General features: G+C 69.4%; 13 protein-coding genes. 3 read left to right on the forward strand and 10 right to left on the reverse strand.

Annotated elements, in window-relative coordinates; all coding sequences use genetic code 11:
- The 8 genes from DS837_RS28400 to DS837_RS28435 all read right to left on the reverse strand — a co-directional run.
- A partial coding sequence (locus DS837_RS28400) for a pyruvate formate lyase family protein (protein ID WP_425599278.1) occupies positions 1–1,228 on the reverse strand: 1,228 nt, incomplete at its 3' end.
- A gap of 322 nt (positions 1,229–1,550) precedes the next feature.
- A complete protein-coding gene (locus DS837_RS28405) occupies positions 1,551–2,147 on the reverse strand; it encodes a PqiC family protein (RefSeq protein ID WP_247890175.1) in 597 nt (198 codons plus the stop codon).
- Between the two features lie 8 nt (positions 2,148–2,155).
- Positions 2,156–3,850, reverse strand: a complete 1,695-nt coding sequence (locus DS837_RS28410; protein WP_247890176.1) for a PqiB family protein — start codon at positions 3,848–3,850, stop codon at positions 2,156–2,158.
- On the reverse strand, positions 3,843–5,099 hold the full coding sequence (locus tag DS837_RS28415; protein WP_149167806.1) for a paraquat-inducible protein A: 1,257 nt from the start codon (positions 5,097–5,099) through the stop codon (positions 3,843–3,845). The genes DS837_RS28410 and DS837_RS28415 overlap by 8 nt, the downstream gene beginning before the upstream one ends.
- A gap of 177 nt (positions 5,100–5,276) precedes the next feature.
- Positions 5,277–5,978, reverse strand: coding sequence for a hypothetical protein (locus DS837_RS28420; protein ID WP_149167807.1), 702 nt, complete (start codon positions 5,976–5,978; stop codon positions 5,277–5,279).
- Positions 5,979–6,088: 110 nt separating this feature from the next.
- Positions 6,089–7,783 carry a tetratricopeptide repeat protein gene (locus DS837_RS28425; protein WP_149167808.1) on the reverse strand — a complete coding sequence of 565 codons (1,695 nt, stop codon included), beginning with the start codon at positions 7,781–7,783 and terminating at the stop codon, positions 6,089–6,091.
- A 65-nt stretch (positions 7,784–7,848) separates the two neighbouring features.
- On the reverse strand, positions 7,849–10,167 hold the full coding sequence (locus tag DS837_RS28430) for an NADP-dependent malic enzyme (RefSeq protein WP_149167809.1): 2,319 nt from the start codon (positions 10,165–10,167) through the stop codon (positions 7,849–7,851).
- A gap of 165 nt (positions 10,168–10,332) precedes the next feature.
- A complete protein-coding gene (locus DS837_RS28435; RefSeq protein ID WP_149167810.1) occupies positions 10,333–11,634 on the reverse strand; it encodes a dicarboxylate/amino acid:cation symporter in 1,302 nt (433 codons plus the stop codon).
- 229 nt (positions 11,635–11,863) lie between these two features.
- On the opposite strand from DS837_RS28435, the gene DS837_RS33165 reads away from it, so the two are divergent.
- The 3 genes from DS837_RS33165 (at position 11,864) to DS837_RS28450 (ending at position 17,350) form a co-directional block, all read left to right on the forward strand.
- A complete protein-coding gene (locus DS837_RS33165; protein ID WP_282187594.1) occupies positions 11,864–13,681 on the forward strand; it encodes a sensor histidine kinase in 1,818 nt (605 codons plus the stop codon).
- The gene (locus DS837_RS28445) at positions 13,678–15,057 is read left to right on the forward strand and encodes a sigma-54-dependent transcriptional regulator (RefSeq protein ID WP_149167811.1); all 1,380 of its coding nucleotides are present in this window, start codon (positions 13,678–13,680) and stop codon (positions 15,055–15,057) included. The genes DS837_RS33165 and DS837_RS28445 overlap by 4 nt, the downstream gene beginning before the upstream one ends.
- 97 nt (positions 15,058–15,154) lie before the next feature.
- On the forward strand, positions 15,155–17,350 hold the full coding sequence (locus tag DS837_RS28450) for a tetratricopeptide repeat protein (RefSeq protein WP_425599279.1): 2,196 nt from the start codon (positions 15,155–15,157) through the stop codon (positions 17,348–17,350).
- Between the two features lie 7 nt (positions 17,351–17,357).
- On the opposite strand, the gene DS837_RS28455 is transcribed toward DS837_RS28450, so the two are convergent.
- Together DS837_RS28455 and DS837_RS32250 are read right to left on the reverse strand one after the other, a co-directional pair.
- Complete coding sequence (locus DS837_RS28455) at positions 17,358–18,050, reverse strand: DUF2161 domain-containing phosphodiesterase (RefSeq protein WP_149167813.1); 693 nt, start codon at positions 18,048–18,050, stop codon at positions 17,358–17,360.
- Positions 18,051–18,122: 72 nt separating this feature from the next.
- Entirely contained in the window at positions 18,123–18,233 is a 111-nt protein-coding gene (locus DS837_RS32250; RefSeq protein WP_170296023.1) for a type II toxin-antitoxin system CcdA family antitoxin, read from the reverse strand.
- Positions 18,234–18,260: the final 27 nt, after the last annotated feature.

The raw sequence follows: 18,260 nt of genomic DNA on the forward strand, positions 1-18,260 counted from the left end.
GCCGCATCAGGTCGTCGTTCTCGTACTGCACCGAACAGGTCTTGATCGACGTCTCCGCGCAGAATTTCTTGAAACCCTCCGGCAGGCTCTCCGACCACAGCACCGTCAGGTTCGGTTCCGGCGCCGGGCCGAGATTCTGGAGCGTGTGCAGCATGCGGAAGCTGCCCTTGGTGACCAGCGTGCGCCCGTCGAGCGCCATGCCGCCGATGCACTCCGTCACCCAGGTCGGGTCGCCGGAGAAGAGCTGGTCGTATTCCGGCGTGCGCAGGAAACGCACCATCCGCAGCTTGATGACGAACTGGTCGATCAACTCCTGAGCGCCCGCCTCGTCCAGGCGGCCTTCGCGCAGGTCGCGCTCGATGTAGACGTCGAGGAAGCTCGACACGCGGCCGAGCGACATGGCCGCGCCGTTGGCCTCCTTCACCGCCGCCAGATAGGCGAGGTAGGTCCACTGCACCGCCTCGAAGGCGTTGGTCGCCGGGCGGCTCACGTCGAAGCCGTAGGACGCCGCCATCGTCACGAGGTCGCGGAGCGCGCGGATCTGTTCGGTGATCTCCTCGCGCAGGCGCAGTGTGTTCTCGTCGATGCGGTCGACTTCCAGGCTCTTGTACTGGGCCTTCTTGTCCTCGATCAGGAAGGTCGCGCCGTAGAGCGCCAAGCGACGGTAGTCGCCGATGATGCGCCCGCGGCCGTAGGCGTCCGGCAGGCCGGTGATGACGCCCGACTTGCGGCAGCGCAGCATCTCGTCGGTGTAGACGTCGAAGACGCCGTCGTTGTGCGTCTTGCGCAGCGCCGGGAACACGTCGTCCAGCTTGGGCGAGGGCTTGAAGCCATAGGCCTCCAGCCCCGTCTTGACCATGCGCCAACCGCCGAAGGGCATGATCGACCGTTTCAGCGGCTTGTCCGTCTGAAGCCCGACGATGACCTCAAGCTCCCGGTCGATGTAGCCGGGGGCGTGGCTGACGATGGAGGACACCAGTTCCGTGTCGGCGTCGAGAACGCCGCCCTTGGCCGCACGCTCCTCCTTCAGGAGATCGCGCACCTTGTTCCACAGCGACAGGGTGCGGTCGCTGGCCGGGGAGAGGAAACTGCCGTCGCCGCCGTAGGGGCGGACGTTCTTCACGATGAAATCGCGCAGATCGACCGTGGTCCGCCAGGAACCGGGCGCGAAACCGCGCCAGGGGTTCGGCGTCTCGGCTTCGGCAACGGGGATTTTCGGTTCGAACATCAGGGAATCCATGACGCGCCTCTATTGGTCTGCGGCGGTCCCTGCCCTCCCCGGCGGGGGCCGCGCCACGTTGCGCGGCGCCGGACCGGACGGACCCGCCCGACCAAGCATCGCGCTTGCCCAATCAGTAGGCGCCCAAAGCTCCCCGGCCACATTGATCCCAATCAATCAATCTCTGCGGAATACGCAGGGCACCGTCCAAGTTATGCGCGATCACATAAACTGAGACAAATGACAGCTATTGCGGCGCACCATGTGAGACACTCCATCGAAAATCGGTTATTTTCATCTGGTTCGGCTAATTTAAAATAGACCGATCAGATCAACGCAGCGCGCTTGCAATATCTTGCGCCAAGCGGGCCAGCGTGCGGCTGAGAGCCTCGGCAACGGCACCGGGATCGCCCGCCGCACTCACCGGTTCCTGCGCCGCGGTGTGGCCCAGCCGGCGCAGCCGGTCGCCGCCCTGGTCGAAGACGCGCCAGCGCGCCTCCAGAACGGCCGGCCCGTCCTCCGCCGCGTCGAAGCGGTCCAACGTCACCTCCACCACCTGGGACAGCGGGAAGTCGCGCTGAAGCGGCAGGCCGACCACCTCCGCCCCCGGCAGGCCTTTCTCCAGGTTCCGCAGCAGCGTACGGGTCACCATCTCGTCGAGGGGGCCGCCCCAGCGGTCGAACTCCATGACGACCAGCCGGTTGCCCGGCGCCCGCATCACCAACTCGGACCGGTCGAGATAGCCGGGGACCTCCACGCCCTCCAGCCCGATCACCCGCCGCTGCGCCTCGGCGCTCCGCGGTTGGGCGGCATCCGGCGCGACGGCGTCCAGATGGTAGAAGCGGCTTGGCGGCGTGCTGCAAGCGGCGAGCGACGCCAGGGCGGAGGCGCACAGCAGCAGGCGACGGGCATGAACAATCGGAGCCATGGGAGTCCTCAACCGCGTTTGCCCCGGATCAGGGCTTCGGGATGGCGTTCGAGATAGTCGGTCAGTCCACGAAGGGAGCGGGCCGCCGCGGTCAGCTCGCGCACCAGCCCCTGCAGGTCGCTGACCGCGGGGCGGGACGAGTTGACCAGACCGTCCGTGCTGCTGAGCGTCTTTTCGGCCTGCCGGACCAGCTTGGAGGTGTTCTCCGCCACGTCGCGCAGAGCGCGGATGGTCGGCTCGCCCTCGCTGCCCAGCGCCTGCGTCGTCTTCTCCAGCTCCGCCAGCGACCGGCTGAGCGAGCCCATGGCCTGCGCCACCTCCGGTGAGCCGATCAGGGCGCCGGCCTTCTGGATGGTCGAGCGCAACTCCACCACCGTTTCGGCGATGGGCGCGCGGGCAAGCTCGTTCATCAGGTCGGTGGCGGTTTTGGTCGCCGTGTCGAGCACGTTCGGCTGGGACGGCACTTCCGGATAGGGACCGCCGGAGATCATCGTCTGTTTCGGCGCGTCAGGGAACAGGTCCAGCGTCACGATCAACTCGCCGGTCAGCAGGTTGCCGGTGCGCAACTGCGCCCGCAGCCCCTGCTCGACCAGCGCCTTCATGCCGGCATAGGCGGCTTCGGTGTCGTGCGCCGCCGGCAGCTCGCCGCCCAGCCGTTCCGGCTCGATGTTCAGGGTCACCGGGATGCGGGCCTCGCCGGTCACCGGATCCACGTCGAGGCGGATGTCGGTCACCTCACCAACCCGGATGCCGCGGAACTCCACCGCCGACCCCGGATGCAAGCCGCGCACCGACCCGTCGAAATGCACCAGGAAGGGCACCCGCCGGGTGAAGCGGGCGTCGCTGGCGGCGTTGCGGCTCTCATAGAGGGGGAAGTCCGTGCCCTCCGCCGCGATCTCGCCGTTGTCGCCGGGGCCGCCAAGGCCGGGAGTCTCGAAGGACACGCCGCCCGTCGCCAGCGATTGCAGCGATTCCAGAGCCACCGTCGGCCCCTCCGGCCCGATGGACACCGACAGGCCGCTGGCGTTCCAGAAGCGGGTGTTGGGCCGGACGATCCGGTCATAGGGCGCGTGGATGAAGACCGGGAGGGTCAATGACTGCCAGTCCCGCGAGAACTCATAGCCGACCACTTCGCCGACCTGGATGCCCCGGTAGTAGATCGGCGCCCCCGGCCCGAGGCCGCCCAGCCGGTCGGCGCGCAGCGCGAAGCGCCTTCCCGGCGAGCTGGAGCGGATCAGCGGCGGTTCCTCCAGCCCGCGGAAGGCGCTGAGCGCCTCGCCATTGCCGGTTCCCGGGTCCATGCCGATGTAGGCGCCCGAAACCAGCGTGCCGAGGCCCGACACGCCGCCGAAGCCCAGCCGGGGCTTGACCACCCAGAAGCTCGTCCGGTCGTTGAGGTAGGAGGCGGCGCCCTTGACCATGCGCACGGAGACGACGACGTTCGCCAGATCGGGCGAGACAGCCACCCCCTGCACCGTCCCGACATCCACGTCGCGGTAGCGCACACGGGTCTTCCCGGGCTCCAGCCCCTCCGCCGTGTCGAAGGTGATGGTGATGGTCGGACCGCGCTCGTTCAGCGTCCTCCAGGCCAGCCAGCCGCCGATCAGCGCGGCGATCAGCGGCACCAGCCAGATCAGCGGCAAACCGCGGCGGCGGCGGATCACCGGGTTGGCCGGCTCCACCGTGGAATTCGGATCAATCATGATGGGAATCCTGCCGGCGCGCCCGCCGGGGCGGCGCATCCCAGATCAGCCGCGGGTCGAAGGACTCCGACGCCAGCATGGTGATGACGACGACCGCGGCGAAGGCGACGGCGCCCAGCTCCGCGTGGATGGTGGCGATGGCGCCCAGTTGGACCAGGGCCGCCAGAAGCGAGATCATGAAGATGTCCACCATGGACCAGCGCCCGACCCCCTCGATCAACCGGTAAAGACGTGTGCGGTCGCGCTGCCGCTTCGGCGATCCCCGCTGCACCGTCCACAGCAGATAGGCCAGCCCGATCAGCTTCAGCACCGGCACGGTGATGCTGGCGAAGAAGACCAGCAGGGCCACCGGCCACATCTCCGCCGCGATCAGCGCCTCCACACCGGACAGGATGGTGTCGGGCTGGCCGGCGCCGAAATAGACCACCGTCATGATCGGCAGCAGGTTCGCCGGAATGTAGAGGATCGTCGCCGCGGAGATCAGCGCCCAGCCGCGCGGCAGGCTGTTCGGCTTGCGGTGGTGCAGCCGGGCGCCGCAGCGCGGGCAGGCCCCCTCGGCCCCGGCGACCACTTGGTGGCAGTCGTGACAGGCGGTCAGCCGCTCCGGGTCGGCGCTGGCGGTCTGGGCGACGCGGGTCTGCGGCGCGATCCGCTCCCACACCTCGAAGGGGCTGAGCGACGCCTCCCCCCATACCTGCACCAGGATGAAGGCGACCAGAGCGGCCAGCGACGCACCCGGCTCCAACTCCGCCAGATCGGACAGCTTCACATAGGCGACGATCAGGCCGAGCAGGAAGACCTCCGCCATCGCCCAGCGGCGCAGCCGCGCCACCGTCCGGAAGATCCAGGCCGCACCCGGCGCCGCCGTCCGTCCGGCGGCGAGCGGCATCACGACGTAGAGCGTGCCGAGCACCTGAGCCAGCGGCGCCAGGAACAACACGAAGAAGACCAGAACGCCCAGCACCTCGTACCCGCCGTCCCACAGCGCCACCGAACCGCTGAGCAGGGTCGCCGTCTGCGCCCGCCCCTCCAGTTCGAAGGTCAGGATGGGGAACAGATTGGCGGTGATGAACAGGATCGTCGAGGCGATGGCGAGCGCCACCGCGTGCCCCAGCCCGCCGGTCCGGAAATGGCGCAGCACCGCCCCGCAGCGATGGCATTCCGCGCGATGGCCGGGTAAGGCCGGCGGCAGGGCGTGCGGTGCCCCGCAGTCGTGGCAGAGCAGGATCGGGTGGTCCGGTGCGGTCATAGCGTTGGCTTAACATTTCCCAGGGGCGAAAGGTCCGCCGCATGCGGAGTGCGCCGGCGGAGGAACACCGACCAGGGCGGATCACTGGCCGGGGCGGACCGCAAGCCCCGGATGGAAAAAGCCCTTCCCCCATGAATGGGGAAAGGGCTTCGGCCTTTGACGGAGGATGGGCTTCGGTCAGACGAACAGGTTGAAGCTGCCCATGAGTTTCTGCGTGCCGGACTGGCCGGTGGGGATCGAATTCAGGCTCGACGCCGCCTGGCTCAGCCCGTCCAGCATGGCCTGTTGGCCGGTGGAGAGATTGAACGGGCTTTCGCCCTTCTTCGGTGCCTTGACGACCGTGTCGTAATCCTGGGTGTACTTGCCCATGCTGAGCTGAATGGCGTAATTCTTGGTGTCCTTGGCGGACTGTCCCTTTTCACGTGTCAAGCGCAGCGTGTAGTCGCCGCGGTCGAGTTCGTATTCGCCCTGCATCATGCCCTTGAAGGCATCGTAATTCTTGCCGGCGCTCTTGTCGCTGTCGGCCACGACCGTACCGAACTTGGACATCACCTGGACGCGCAGCCCCTCGTCGCCCACCTGCCCCAGCGTTACCGCGCCCTTGGTGGTCACGCGGAACTTGTAGAAATCGACGGGATCATCGGCGCCCAGCGCGCCGACCACGTTCAGGCGGGTCATGTTCTTGGCGAGAACCCCCATGTCCGTGGCGAAACCGGGGGTGTTGATGGAAGACTTGCGAACGTCCTTGCGGAATTCCTGCACGTCCGCGTTGGCGGTGGCTTCGGCCTCCCGCTGCGCCTTCAGGCGCTCGACAGCAGCGGACACGGACTTGTTGAGGTCCGCAACCATCTGACCAACGCCGGCCATTCCGTCAGACATGGCTCACTCTCCCATCAGGCACGCCCCCAATCGGGGGGACGCGAATGGATCGCTAGACCCTCACTTTACCGCAAAGCATGTAAAGTTGCGAATTGTTTTTCGCCGAAATTTCAGATAGGGCAACGGGCGAGTTGTCCAGCCATCCTTTTCAGCACGCCAAGGGTGTCCTCCCCGTCCTGCGGCTGGAACAGGCGCTGCGCCGCGAACCAGGGGCGTACCGCGGTGCCGAGCTGGGTCCAGTCCCGACCGCCGAAGCGCCAGACCGGCACGCCGAGCGCCGCCGCCAGTTCCCCCACTGCCGTGGCCGGCGCGATCACCAGATCCAGATTCGCCATCAGCGCCGCCGTCCCGTCGAAATCGTCGGTCAGGTCGAGATCGTCCCAGCGGTGGATGGCGACCCCGAAGCGTGCCTCCGCCGCGGCCCGCTCGGCCTCGCACGCGCCATACTGGAGAGTGACGAAGACCACTCCCGGCACGGCGAACAGCGCACCCCACTGGTCGAGCCGGCTGTAGGCGACGCGGCGCGATTCGGTCATCAGCGCGCTGCGCCAGCCGATCCCCACGCGAAGGCCGGGGCCGAGCGCCGCCACCCGCTCCCGCCAGAACGCCACCCGCGCCGGATCGGGGACCAACCAGCCGCCGGCAGGACCGGCGAACGTGGACAGGTCGCGGCGGAAGACCCGCGCCAGGGAGCCGATGGGCGTATGCCGGTCGCAGTCGGGCACGGACTCCGCATCGGGCATCGGGGAACGGACCAGCGCGCCGGGGAAGGAGCGGGCGAACAGCGGCACCAGCCGCCGGTCGGTCTCGATCACCACGGAGTGCGCGCGGGCGATGGCCTCCGCGCAGAGGGAGGAGAACAGGATGGTGTCGCCCACCCCTTGCTCGCCCCAGATCAGCAGGCGCTTCCCCGTCAAGTCCTCGCCGCGCCACGCGGGCAGCCGCGGCTGACGCGCCCCGCCCGCCTGACCGGACGCGAAGCGCCAGCCATAGCCGGCCCAGCCCTCCGCCAGCGCGCCGCGCTCCAGTTGCAGCAGGCCGCGGTTGAAATGGGCCAGCGCCAGATCGGGACACACGCGGAGCGCCCGCCCGTACAGACGCTCCGCCAGCTCACCGTCGCCCAGACGCTGCACCGCCAGACCAAGATTGCAGAGTGCCGCCGCATAGCCGGGGTCGAGCGCCAGGGCGCGGCGGAACCAGCGGGCCGCCTCCGCGTGGCGGAGCCGCGCCTGCAGCGCGTGGCCGAAATTGTTGATGGCCTGCGGTTCGTCCGGCGTCAGCCGCAGGGCGCGACGGTGCGCTCGCTCGGCCTCGTCCAGCCGCTCGGCGTCGCGCAGCCCGCCGCCGAGGTTGGACAGCCCCTCCGGCAAAGCCGGGTCGAGCAGAACGGCGCGTCGCCACGCCGCCAGGGCCGCCGCGGCCCGACCTTGCCGGCTCAGTGCGTTGGCCAGATTGTTCCAGAACGTCGCCCGGTCGGCGCCGCGGGCCAGAGCGGCGCGGTGGCAGGCTTCGGCTTCCGCGAAACGGTCCTGCCCGGCGTGCAGCGTGCCCAGACTGTCGGCTGCGTCCACGAACCGGGAGTCAAGGGCGAAGGCCGCCTCGAAGCATGTGGCGGCCCCGTCAGTCTGTCCGAGATCGCGCAGCACCAGCCCGAAGCCGTAGAGCAGCGCCGGGTTGCGGCGATCCAGCCGCAAGGCGTCGGTGTAGGCGGTCACAGCCTCGGCCAGCCGCCCCTGCGCGTGATGGCGGGCGGCCTGGGCCGTCAGACCGGGGAGGTCATCCAGGGAGACATCGTCGGGACTCATCCCGGCAGAGTGGCCCGCGGGACCGGAGCGGCGCAAGCACCGTCCGGTCCCGCGGTTGCGGTTGCTCAGTCCTCGCCGTCCTGCAACGCCGGGGGACGCGGGGCGGCGTTGACCGGGGCGGCGAGCTGGGCGTCGACCACCGCCACCGCCGTCATGTTGACCAGACCGCGCGTGGTCACCGACGGGGTGACGATGTGCACGGGGCGCGCGGCGCCCAGCAGCATCGGCCCGACATTCTGCGCGTCGGCCATGATCTTCAGCATGTTGAAGGCGATGTTGGCGGCGTCCAGGGTCGGCATGACCAGCAGGTTCGCCTCGCCCTTCAGGCGGCTGTCGGGCAGCACGCCCTTGCGCAGCACCTCCGAAAGGGCGGCGTCGGCGTGCATCTCGCCGTCCACCTCCAGGTCGGGATTCTCCTCGGCGATGAGCTGGTAGGCCAGACGCATCTTGCGGGCCGACGGGGTGTCCGCGCTGCCGAAGTTGGAGTGGGAGAGCAGCGCCACCTTCGGCTCGATGCCGAAGCGCTTCACCTCTTCCGCCGCCAGCCGGGCGATCTCGGCCACCTGCTCGGCGGTCGGGTCGGGGTTGACGTAGGTGTCGCAGATGAAGTGCGTGCCCTTCTGCGAGATCAGCCCGTTCATCGCGCCGGCCACCTTCACGCCCTTGCGCAGGCCGATCACGTCCATGACGTGGTTGAAGTGGTCGCCGTAGCGGCCCGAGGTGCCGCAGACCATGCCGTCGGCCTCGCCCCGGCGGACCATCAGCGCGCCGAAGACGCTCGGCTGGGTGCGCACGACGTTCAGCGCGTTGGCCGGCGACACGCCGCGGCGGCCCATGAGCTGCCGGTAGACCTCGGCGTAGTTGTGGCAGCGCAGGTCACGGGCGGCCTCGATCACCTCCACGTCCTTGCCGATGCGGATGCGCAGGCCCATGTCGGCGATGGTCCGCTCGATCACGTCGGCGCGGCCGAGCAGGACCGGGTGGGCGATGCCGTCGTCCACCACCACCTGGGCGCAGCGCAGGACGCGCGGGTCCTCGCCCTCGGCGTAGGCGATGCGCTTGGGCGCCGCCTTCGCCTTGGTGATGACCGGTTTCATGACGAGGCCGGAACGGAAGACATACTGGCCGAGGCTGTCGCGGTAGGCGCGGAAATCGGCGATCGGCCGCGTCGCCACGCCCGACTCCATGGCGGCCTTGGCGACCGCCGAGGACACTTCGATCACCAGACGCGGGTCGAAGGGCTTGGGCAGGATGTAGTCCGGGCCGAAGCGCAGGTTCTCGCCGACATAGGCGGCGGCCACCACGTCCGACGGCTCGGCCTGGGCGAGGCTGGCCATGGCGTGGGTGGCGGCGATCTTCATCTCCTCGTTCACCGTCGTCGCCCCGACGTCCAGCGCGCCGCGGAAGATGAAGGGGAAGCAGAGGACGTTGTTGACTTGGTTCGGGAAGTCCGAGCGGCCGGTGGCGATGATGGCGTCGGGGCGGGCCTGCCGGGCGAGGTCCGGCATGATCTCCGGCTCCGGGTTGGCCAGCGCCAGCACCAGCGGCTTGTCGGCCATGCGGGCCAACATCTCCGGCTTCAGCACCTTGGCGCCCGACAGGCCGAGGAAGATGTCCGCCCCGTCGATGACGTCGTTCAGCACGCGGGCGTCGGTGTCCTGCGCGTAGGCGTCCTTGTAGGGGTTCATCTCCTCGTTGCGGCCCTTGTGGACCACGCCGATGCGGTCGACCAGCCAGACGTTCTCGCGCTTGACGCCCAGGCTGAGCATCAGGTCCAGGCAGGCGATGCCCGCCGCCCCGCCGCCGGTGGAGACGACCTTGACCGTGGAGATGTCCTTGCCGACCAGTTTCAGCCCGTTGAGCACGGCCGCACCGACCACGATGGCGGTGCCGTGCTGGTCGTCGTGGAAGACCGGGATCTTCATCCGCTCGCGGCAGCGGCGCTCCACCTCGAAGCAGGCGGGGGCGGCGATGTCCTCCAGGTTGATGGCGCCGAAGGTCGGCTCCAGCCGGACGATGGTGTCCACCAGACCGTCGACGTCCTTCTCGTTCAGCTCCAGGTCGAAGCAGTCGATGCCGGCGAACTTCTTGAAGAGGACGGCCTTGCCCTCCATGACCGGCTTGGCGGCCATCGGACCGATGTCGCCCAGGCCCAGCACCGCCGTGCCGTTGGTGATGACCGCCACGAGGTTCGCGCGGGCCGTCAGCTCCGCGGCCTGGGCCGGGTCGGCGGCGATGGCGCTGGACGCCGCGGCCACGCCCGGCGAATAGGCCAGCGCGAGGTCGCGCTGGTTCGCCATGGGCTTGGTGGCGACGATCGCCAGCTTACCGGGCTTCGGGTTCCGGTGGTACTCAAGCGCCATAGCGTCGAAGTCGCCGGACATACGTCCACTCCCCTTTTAACTTGATTTCAGTTAATTTGCCGAACGACGAACTGTTTCCACCCCGGCTTATACCTGAATTGCCCAAGCATCGGAATGGGGAAAGGGGCGGTCCGCGGCGGACCGCCCCCTCCTTTTCACCTCTTGGGACCGGAAGCCGGACCCGCGTCAGATGCGGGCGAGCGCCGGTTCCTTGAAGTGCTCCTGGTATTCGGCGACCGCCTTGCTCTCGTCGAACTCGCCTTCCATCTTGGCAACCACGATGGTGGCGACGCCGTTGCCGATCAGGTTGGTGATGGCGCGGGCTTCCGACATGAAGCGGTCAACGCCCAGCAGCAGCGCCAGACCTTCGATCGGCAGATGGCCGGTGGCCGACAGGGTGGCCGCCAGCGTCACGAAGCCGCCGCCGGTGACCGCCGCCGCACCCTTCGAGGTCAGCATCAGCAGGCCGAGGATGGTCAGCTGCTGCCAGATCGTCAGGTCGATGTTGAAGGCCTGGGCGATGAAGATCGCGGCCATCGACAGGTAGATCGAGGTGCCGTCCAGGTTGAACGAGTAGCCGGTGGGGATGACGAGGCCGACAACGTGCTTGGAGCAGCCGAACTTCTGCATCTTCTCCATCATGCGCGGCAGCACGGACTCCGACGAGGAGGTGCCGAGCACGATCAGCAGCTCGTCCTTGATGTAGCGCAGGAAGGTCAGGAGGCTGAAGTTGTACAGGCGGGCGATGCTGCCCAGCACGACGAAGACGAACAGCGCCATCGTGATGTAGACCGCCGCCATCAGCTGGCCGAGCGAGGTCAGCGACGACACGCCGTACTTGCCGATGGTGAAGGACATCGCGCCGAAGGCACCCAGCGGGGCGACGCGCATCAGGATGCCGATCACGCCGAACATGGCGTGCGACACCTTCTCGAACATGTCCTCGACCACCTTGCCCTTCTGGCCCATGGCGGACAGCGCGACGCCGAAGATCACCGCGAAGAACAGGATCTGCAGCATGTCGCCCTTGACGAAGGCGCCGACGACGTTGTCCGGGACGATGTTGACCAGGAAGTCGATGGTGGTGTGGTTCTGCGCCTCGGTGGCGTACTTGGCGACGGCGTCGGCCTTCAGCGAGCCGGCCTGGATGTTCATCCCCGCCCCCGGCTTCACCAGATTGACGACCAGCAGGCCGAGACCCAGGGCGAAGGTGGTGACGATCTCGAAATACAGGATCGCCTTGCCGCCGACCTTGCCGACCTTCTTCATGTCGCCGATCGAGGAGATACCCGTGACCACGGTCAGGAAAACGATCGGGCCGATGACCATCTTGATCATCTTGATGAAGACGTCGCCCAGGGGCTTCATCTGCACCGCAAGAGCCGGATAGAAATGGCCGAGCAGAATGCCGATGGTGATCGCGGTCAGAACCTGGACGGTCAGGTTCGTGTAGAATGGCTTTTTCTGGGGCTGCCCTTGGGCGTGCATGATCGTCTCCTCGTGGCGTTCCTGAAATGGGCTGCCGCTCTTGTCTCGCGGTCGGCGGCCTGCCCGTCATGCCCCTCTCAAAGCAAGCGGTGTGCCAGAATCAAAAGTGAGGAATCGCAGCGCTCTGACGGAACGCGTGGGTCAGAATCCGCACGACAGGGGCGGAATCCATGTGCGAAAATCCGCACATTGCGACGCCTTGTTGCGATGCGGCATGAATTGAGGACCGTTGGTTAGGATCGCCCCCACCCGCCGGACATTTTCGCAAAGCCGCGACTGGCTGGCTCGGCGGCTGCCCGTCCTGTTCGCCCGTCCGCGGCGGGTGATGCTGGCCGTCCTGGTGATCGGCATGCCGCTGGCCGCGGCGGTGGCGGCGGGTCTGGCGGCCGACAACGCCAGCGAATCCCTGCGCGAACAGGGGTCGGCGCAGCTGTCGCTGTACGACTCCAACCTGCGCACGGAGCTGGAGCGGCACGCCGCCGTGCCCATGGTGCTCGCCCGCGACCAGGAGGTCGCCGACCTGCTGCGCGACCCCAGCCCGGAGCGGGTGGACCACCTGAACCGCAAGCTGGAGGCCATCGCGGCGACGCTGAAGGCGTCGGCCCTCTATGTGATGAACGGGGCGGGCACCACCGTCGCGGCCAGCAACTGGAACGCCGCGCCCAGCTTCGTCGGGCAGAATTTCAGCTACCGCCCCTATTTCCAGTCGGCCATGGAGCAGGGGGAGGGGCACCATTTCGCGCTCGGCACCACCTCGCTCGTCCCCGGCTACTACACGGCGCAGCGGGTGGTGGCGGAAAACCGCACAGACGGGCGGCTGGCGGGCGTCGTGGTCCTGAAGGTCGGCTTCCAGGAGCTGGAGCGCGCCTGGTCGCGCGGCCAGGAGAAGGTTCTGGTCTCCGACCGCGACGGCGTCGTCTTCATCACCAACGTCGAGGGCTGGCGCTACAACGCCCTGCCCCGCCGCCTGCCGGTCACGCTGCCCGCCGTGGCGGTCCCCGCGACCGAAGAGATCCCCACCCTGCCCTGGGCTTTCGGGGGGGCGTCCGACCGCATCACCCTGCGCGAGGGCAACGCGGAGCGGCGCTACCTCCTGCAATCCGCCGCGGTGCCCGGCGGCGACTGGACGATCCACGCCCTGACCAGCCTCGCCCCGGTCGCCACCCGCGCCCAGCAGGCCGGGTTGCTCGCCGCCGCGGTGGTGGCGCTGGCCGCCCTGACCGGCCACGCGCTGGCCCAGCGCCGCCTCAACCTCGTAGAGCGGCTGGCCCTCCAGGAGGAGGCGCGGGCCGAGCTGGAGCGCCGCGTGGCCGCCGCCACGGCGGAGCTGCGCGCCACCGAGAACGAACTGACCCAGGCGGCCAAGCTGGCGGCGCTGGGCCAGATGTCGGCGGCCATGGCGCATGAGATCAACCAGCCGCTGGCCGCCATCCGCAGCTTCGCCGACAACGCGGTGGTGCTGCTGGAGCGCGGACGGCCGGACTCGGTGCGCGACAATCTGGCGGAGATCGCCGACCTGACCGACCGCATGGCTGCCATCACCCGCAGCCTGAAGGGCTTCGCCCGGCGCGCTTCGGGCACGCTGGGCGCCGTCTCCGCCGCCGCCGCCGTCGGGCAGGCGCTGGCCTTGCTGGAGGCCCGTCTGCGCCGCGAGTCCGTGACGGTGGACACCGACCTGCCGCCCGGCCCCCTGCTGGTCACCGGCGAGGATGTGCGGTTGCAGCAGGTGCTGGTCAACCTGATCGGCAACGCCGCCGACGCCATGCGCGTCTCCCCCCATCGCCACGTTCATATCGCCCTGACCACGGAGGGGGAGGAGGCGGTGCTGACCGTCCGCGACAGCGGCCCCGGCATCGCCGAGGCCGACCTGCCGCGCATCTTCGTGCCCTTCTTCACGACCAAGGAGGCGGGCGACGGGCTCGGGCTCGGCCTGTCGATCAGCCACGGCATCGTCGAGGATTTCGGCGGCAGCCTGACCGCCGCCAACCATCCGGAGGGCGGCGCCCTCTTCACCATCCGCCTCAAGCGCAGGGATATCCAGACATGACGACCGGCAGCATCGCCCCGGGCGGCCCCGTCCTCTTCGTGGACGACGAGCGGTCCGTCCGCCTCGCCGGGCAGCAGGCGCTGGAACTGGCCGGCTTCGACGTCACCGCCTGCGATGGGGCGGAGCGGGCGCTGCGCCATCTCGGCCGCGACTGGCCGGGCGCCCTGGTCACCGACGTGCGCATGCCTCAGATCGACGGGCTGGAGCTGATGGAGCGCGCCCTGGCGCTGGACCCCGAACTGCCGGTCATCCTGATCACCGGCCACGGCGACGTGCCGATGGCGGTGGAGGCGATGCGGCGCGGCGCCTACGACTTTCTGGAAAAGCCCTTCCCCTCCGACCGGCTGGTCGAGGTGACGCGGCGCGCGGTGGAGAAGCGCCGGCTGGTGCTGGAGAACCGCCGCCTGCGCGACCAGCTGGCCGGGCTGCCCGCCGGGGAGGCCTCGCCCATCGTCGGGCGGACACCGGGGATCGAGCGGCTGCGCAGCGCCATCGCCGCGGTGGCCGACACCGACGCCGACGTGCTGGTGCTGGGCGAGACCGGCACCGGCAAGGAGATGGTCGCCCGCGCCCTCCACGCCGGCAGCAATCGGCGCAAGCACCCCTTCGTCGCCCTGAACTGCGGCGCCATGCCCGAGGCGATCTTCGAGAGCGAGCTGTTCGGGCACGAGGCCGGGGCCTTCACCGGGGCCGGCAAGCGCCGCGTCGGGCGCATCGAGCACGCCAGCGGCGGCACCCTCTTCCTCGACGAGATCGAGAGCATGCCGCTGTCGCTCCAGGTCAAGCTGCTCCGCGTGATCCAGGAGCGGGTGGTGGAGCCGCTCGGCTCGAACGAGCTGATCCCCGTGGACCTGCGCGTCGTCGCCGCGACCAAGGTGGACCTGCGCAAGGCGGCCAGCGAGGGCAAGTTCCGCGAGGACCTCTATTACCGGCTCAACGTCGTCGTGGTGACCATCCCGCCGCTGCGCGACCGCCGCGACGACATCCCCCTGCTGTTCCAGCATTTCGTCGTCCAGGCCGCCGCCCGCTACAACCGCGAGCCTCGCGCGCCCAGCCCGGCGCAGGTGCAGCGGCTGGCGGCCCACGACTGGCCGGGCAACGTCCGCGAACTGCGCAACGCCGCCGACCGCTTCGTTCTCGGGTTGGACGACGCGCTGGCCGCCGTGGGCGGCGGCGCTCCGGTGATGGCGGCGGGCCGCGCTGGGCTGTCGCTGGCCGAGCAGGTCGACCTGTTCGAGAAGAGCCTGATCGAAAGCGAACTGGCGCGGGCCAAGGGCAGCGTGAAGGCCGCCATCGAAGCGCTGAGCATTCCGCGCAAGACCTTCTACGACAAGCTGAAGCGCTACGGCCTCAGCCGCGAGGATTTCGTGGAGTGACCCGTCTTCCAGCGATGGACGGCGGGACCGCGATGGGCGAAAAGACCCGCTGACCCTAACCGCTGCCCATGGACACCGGAGGCCCGCCCTGGCGACCATAACCGAAGCCCTCGCCGCCGCGCTCGACCACCACATGAACGGGCGGTTGGCGGAGGCGGAGATCCTGTACGGGCGCATCCTGGAGGCCGCCCCCGAGCAAGCGGACGCCCGCCATTTGCTGGGCGTGCTGTGCGGGCAGACCGGGCGCGTGGAACAGGCCGCAGCGCTGATCGGCGAGGCCATGGCGCTGCGCCCCGACGCGGCGGATTATCCCGCCAACCTCGCCAACATCCTCGACGCCGCGGGGCAGCCGGAACGGGCCGCCGCCGCCCATCGCCGCGCCCTGTCGCTGGCCCCCGACGCGGCGGAGGGCTGGTACCGCTTCGGCAACACCCTGCCCCACGGCGGCACCCATTTGCGCGAAGCGGCGGTCGCGGCGCTGGAGCGCGCGGTGCGGCTGGTGCCCGGCGACCATCGCGCCTCGGGGCGCGCCGCCCTGCTCCTTCAGATAATGGCGCGCGCCCATCGCGACGCCGGTCGGCGTGCCGAGGCCGCGGCGCTTCTGGAGCGGTCGGTGCGGTTGCTGCCGGAGGATGCGGGCATCCGCTTCGACCGCGCGGCGGCGCTGTATGCGCTGGGTGACCGGAGCGGAGCGATGCGGGAATTCCGCCACACGCTGGCGCTCGCCCCCGGCCACGCCGAAGCCTTGAGCAACCTCGGCCTGCTGCTCGACGAGGCCGGTCGCACCACGGACGGCGCCACAGCCTGCCGACGGGCGCTGGCCGTACAGCCCGGCCATGTGGAGGGCTGGGTCAACCTGTCCGCCGCCTGCGAGACCTTGGGACGTTACGGCGCGGCGGCCGAGGCGGCGCGGCGGGCGCTGACCGTGCAGCCGGGCCATGCCGGCGCGTTCAGCAATCTCGCTGGGGCGCTGGGGCTGATGGGACGGGTGGAGGAGTCTCTGCCGCTGCTCCAGCGGGCGGTTCAATTGGACCCCGACGACCGCGATGCGCGCAGCCGCTACCTGTGCGCCCTGCTCTACCGCAGCGGTCAGGACGGTGCGGGCCTGCTGGAGGAATCGCGGCGCTGGGCGGAGCGTTTCGCCGTGGCGGCGCCCCTGCCGCGCCCGGCGAACGATCCCAACCCAGACCGCCGCCTGCGCATCGGGCTGGTGTCCGGCGACTACCGGAACCACGCCTTTTCCTTCTACATGGAGCCGCTGTTCCGCGCCTTCGACCGGTCGGCGGTGGAGTTGTACTTCTATTCGACCGTCACCGCTCCCGATGCCAAGACGGAGCGTTTTCGCGCCCTGGCCGACCGTTGGTGCGACGCGGCCACTCTGACCGAGGAGGAACTGGCTGCCCGGGTCCGGCGGGACGGGGTGGACGTGCTGGTGGATCTGGCCTCCCACACGGCGGGCAACCGGCTGGGCGTCTTCACCCGGCGCCCGGCGCCGGTGCAGGTGACCACGGCGGTGAACATCGTCACGACCGGCATCGATCGCTTCGACGCCTGCATCACCGACACTCTGCTCGCCCCGCCGGGGGAGGAGGCCCATTACGCCGAGCCGCTGCTGCGGCTGCCCCGTTTCTCCTGGGCCTATCAGGGACCGCCGGAAGCGCCGGAGGTCGGCCCGCTGCCGGCGCTGCGCAACGGCTTCATCACCTTCGGCTCCTTCAACAACCCGAGCAAGATCACCGAGGAGACGGTGGCCCTGTGGGCGGGGGCGCTGAGGGCCGTCCCGAACTCCCGCCTGCTGTTGAAATACAAGGCGATGCGCGATACGGCGTCGCGCGCTCACCTGACCGCGCTGTTCGCCTGCCACGGCGTGGCTTCGGACCGGCTGGAGCTTCGCCGCCCGCCGGCCGGCATCCGCGCCAACCTCGCCGACTACAACGACATGGACATCGGGCTGGACCCCACCCCCTACAACGGCCACACCACGACCTGCGAGGCGCTGTGGATGGGGGTACCGGTGATCGTGCCGGCGGGCCGCCCCCAGGATCTGGGAATCGCGCGGGTGGGGTCCGCCATCATGACCTCCGCCGGGTTGCCGGACCTGATCGCTCCCGATGCCGCCTATTCCACTCGCGCCGTGGCGCTGGCCGCCGATCGCGACGCGTTGGCTGCCCTGCGCGCGGGCTTGCGGGACCGCGTCGCGTCCTCCCCGCTCGGCGACGTTCCGGCTCTGGCCCGCGCCTACGAGGCCGCCTTCCGCACGCTCTGGCGGCGCTGGTGCGCGACGGCGCAGTAAAGCACGCCTATTCGGTGGCGAGCGCGTGGGCGAAGGTTTCCACGCCCTGGACGCCGGCCTCGGTCAGTCCGTAGGTGCCCTTGGCGATGCGCTCGAACCAGCCGTAGACGTTGCGTTGAAGGATGCCCGCGGCGTCCTTCGGCGCCCCGGCGGCGCGCAGCGCCTTCAGCGACAGCGGCCCGGCGGTCAACAGTCGGGCGCAGCGCAGCGCGTCTTGGCGGTAGGCGGTGACGATGGGCACGCGGGTGGACCCGCCGCGGTTGGGATCGCCGCGGCGCCGCGCGTGCTCTCCCAGCAGGCGGGCGGCGCGCGCCCTGTCCTTGCGCGGGTTGTAGGGAACCGGGTCGAGCAGAACCTCGACCTCATGCCCCGCCGCCCGGCCGGTGTCGACGATCAGCAAGCCGACGCCCAGCCGTCGGCAGAGCTTGCGCACCCCGCTGTCGTGGGGCGACGCGCCGCTGGCCTTGCGCCCCGGCTGCGGCACGGCGAGATAGACGGTGTCGGTCAGGGCGAGCCGGTCCACCCCCTGAAGCAGCAAATCCAGGGTGAAGCGTTTCTTCAGCTCGACGATCAGCGGCGGTTCGGCCCCGCGCACCGCGACGAGGTCGCAGCCGTGGATCTCGGCCTTCACGTCGTAGCCCTGGGCTTCGAGGAAGGCCTTGACGGGGGCATAGAGGTCGGTTTCGGCGGTGATGGGCAAGTGAAGAAACTCTCGCTGCGACCCTCACTCTTCCCCCTTCCCCCACAGAGCGGGGAGGGACAGCGAGGCCCATCAGAATAGCCGCTTGCCCTCGCTGAACACACCATGCTTCACAACGAACTCATCATAAGCATTCAGCGCCGGGCGGTTTTCCTCCACCCAGCGCCGCTGCTCATCGGTCAAATCCCGGGGTCCAGGGGCCATATCGGC

It is taken from the genome of Azospirillum brasilense, from assembly GCF_008365405.1.
In the GTDB taxonomy this organism is placed as follows: Bacteria; Pseudomonadota; Alphaproteobacteria; order Azospirillales; family Azospirillaceae; genus Azospirillum; species Azospirillum brasilense_D.